Origin of the sequence: Massilia sp. CT11-108 (assembly GCF_047302915.1) — a bacterium.
In the GTDB taxonomy this organism is placed as follows: domain Bacteria; phylum Pseudomonadota; class Gammaproteobacteria; order Burkholderiales; family Burkholderiaceae_D; genus Telluria; species Telluria orientalis.
In genome coordinates this window covers 1-1,675 of sequence record NZ_JBKYMO010000822.1, presented here as the reverse complement: position 1 = coordinate 1,675, position 1,675 = coordinate 1, and the positions used below count along the sequence as shown (strand labels likewise).

Annotated in this window: 3 protein-coding genes and 1 pseudogene; 3 read left to right on the top strand and 1 reads right to left on the bottom strand. The window is 66.7% G+C overall.

Going from position 1 to position 1,675, the window contains the following annotated elements; all coding sequences use genetic code 11:
• Positions 1-217, bottom strand: a pseudogene (locus ACEN88_RS31090) (SIMPL domain-containing protein); the annotation flags it as partial.
• Between the two features lie 148 nt (positions 218-365).
• Here ACEN88_RS31090 and ACEN88_RS31085 point away from each other — a divergent pair.
• The 3 genes from ACEN88_RS31085 to ACEN88_RS31075 all read left to right on the top strand — a co-directional run.
• Positions 366-752, top strand: coding sequence for a BlaI/MecI/CopY family transcriptional regulator (locus ACEN88_RS31085; protein ID WP_413345941.1), 387 nt, complete (start codon positions 366-368; stop codon positions 750-752).
• Positions 749-985 carry a hypothetical protein gene (locus ACEN88_RS31080; RefSeq protein WP_413345940.1) on the top strand — a complete coding sequence of 79 codons (237 nt, stop codon included), beginning with the start codon at positions 749-751 and terminating at the stop codon, positions 983-985. Before ACEN88_RS31085 ends, ACEN88_RS31080 begins: the two co-directional genes overlap by 4 nt.
• A gap of 46 nt (positions 986-1,031) precedes the next feature.
• A partial coding sequence (locus tag ACEN88_RS31075; RefSeq protein WP_413345938.1) for a M56 family metallopeptidase occupies positions 1,032-1,675 on the top strand: 644 nt, incomplete at its 3' end.

Below are 1,675 nucleotides of genomic sequence, written 5' to 3'. Positions count from 1 at the left end.
CCTCGCCCACGCGCGCCTCGACGACGGCGCGCGCCGCGGCCGGGTCGGCATCGGGCGCGACGATCTCGAAATCGAGGCTGGCGAGGTCGGGTACGACGGCCTGGAACGAACTCCCGGTGACGTGCACGAACGGATAATCGGGGACGGACGACGCGCCGGCGCCACTCGAAGCCAGCAGCAGGACGAGGGCGCTCGCGCGCAGACGGGTTTTCAGCATGGACACTCCCTTTTTTATGTAGACAGTGATTTCTATGTTAGTGCCGGACGGTCTGCGGAAACAAGCCAGCGCATGGAAAATAAACTTGTAGACAACTTGATCTAGACGAGTTAGTCTAGATTTATCGACGACGTTCCGAGACACCGCCATGGCCAAATCCCCCGCCCCGCCCAAGCCGACGCCCGCCGAACTCGACCTGCTGCAGGTACTCTGGCCGCTGGGCGCGGCCACGGCGCGCCGGGTTCACGAAGACATCGTCAAGGAACGTCCGGAGGTGACGTACGCGACCGTGCTCCGCCTGATGCAGATCATGCACGGTAAAGGTTTGCTGATCCGCGACGAGAGCGAACGGTCTCACGTGTACGCACCGGCCCACGCGCAGGAATCGCTGCAGACGAATTTGCTGAAGGACCTGATGCAGCGCGCCTTCGCCGGGTCGGCCAAGGCGCTGGTGCTGGCCGCACTCAAGAGCGGCATCTCGAAAAAGGAGCGCGATGAGATCGAACAACTGCTGAAAGACGGAGACGAACAATGAGCGCCGGGCTCGTCACCGGGCTGTTATCGGTATTGCTGCCGACGAGTCCGCTCGCGCCACTGCCGTCGCACCTGCCTGACGTGGTGACCAGATTCCCGTCCACGCTGTCGCAGTCGTTCGTGCCCAGCCTCGGATGGGCGTTGCTGCACTTCGTGTGGCAAGGCGCGCTGATCGGCTGCACGACGGCAGTGCTGCTCGTGGCGCTGCGCAACGCCCGGCCTGCAGCATCATGACGAAGTCGGCGCATGGGCGGCCTGCGCGGCGGCGCTCGGGCTGCGCATGGCGATGGGGCTGGTATGGGTGCGACGCGCCACGGGTGGACGCGCCACGCCGGCACAGGCTGGCAGCGCCGCGGAACGCGTGTGGCAATCGAGGCTGGCCCAACTGGCCGCCCGCTGCGGCATCGACCGCACCGTGCGCCTGCGCATCGTCGACAGACTGGCGAGTCCGGTCACGGCCGGCTTCTGGCGGCCCGTCGTGCTCGTGCCGGCCGCCCTCGTGACGGGCATGCCGCCGCAATTGCTGGAAGCGCTGCTGGCGCATGAGCTGGGCCATGTCCGGCGCCACGACTACCTCGTCAATCTCGTGCAGAACGTGATCGAGGCCCTGCTGTTCTATCACCCGGCCGTGTGGTGGATCTCGCGCCGCATCCGCAACGAGCGCGAGCAGATCGCCGACGATTTCGCCGCGCGCCGGCTGGGCGAACCGCGCCGCCTGGCCCGGGCACTGTCGGAACTGGAGCGCCTGCAGTTTTCGGGGCACCACCTGGCCCAGGCCGCGGCCGGCGTCGACGTCGTCGCCCCGACGGACATGATGGACGGCCGCATCGGCGCGATCCGCGTGGCGCTGGAAGAGAAGGAACTGATACAAACGCGGATCATGGCCTACTCGGCCAAGAACGCCTCGGGCTACTACGGCCCCTT

What these genes read in the sequence shown, in the direction of transcription:
- ACEN88_RS31085 (WP_413345941.1), top strand. Translation starts at nt 366, where the DNA reads ATGGCCAAATCCCCCGCCCCGCCCAAGCCGACGCCCGCCGAACTCGAC.
- ACEN88_RS31080 (WP_413345940.1), top strand. Translation starts at nt 749, where the DNA reads ATGAGCGCCGGGCTCGTCACCGGGCTGTTATCGGTATTGCTGCCGACG.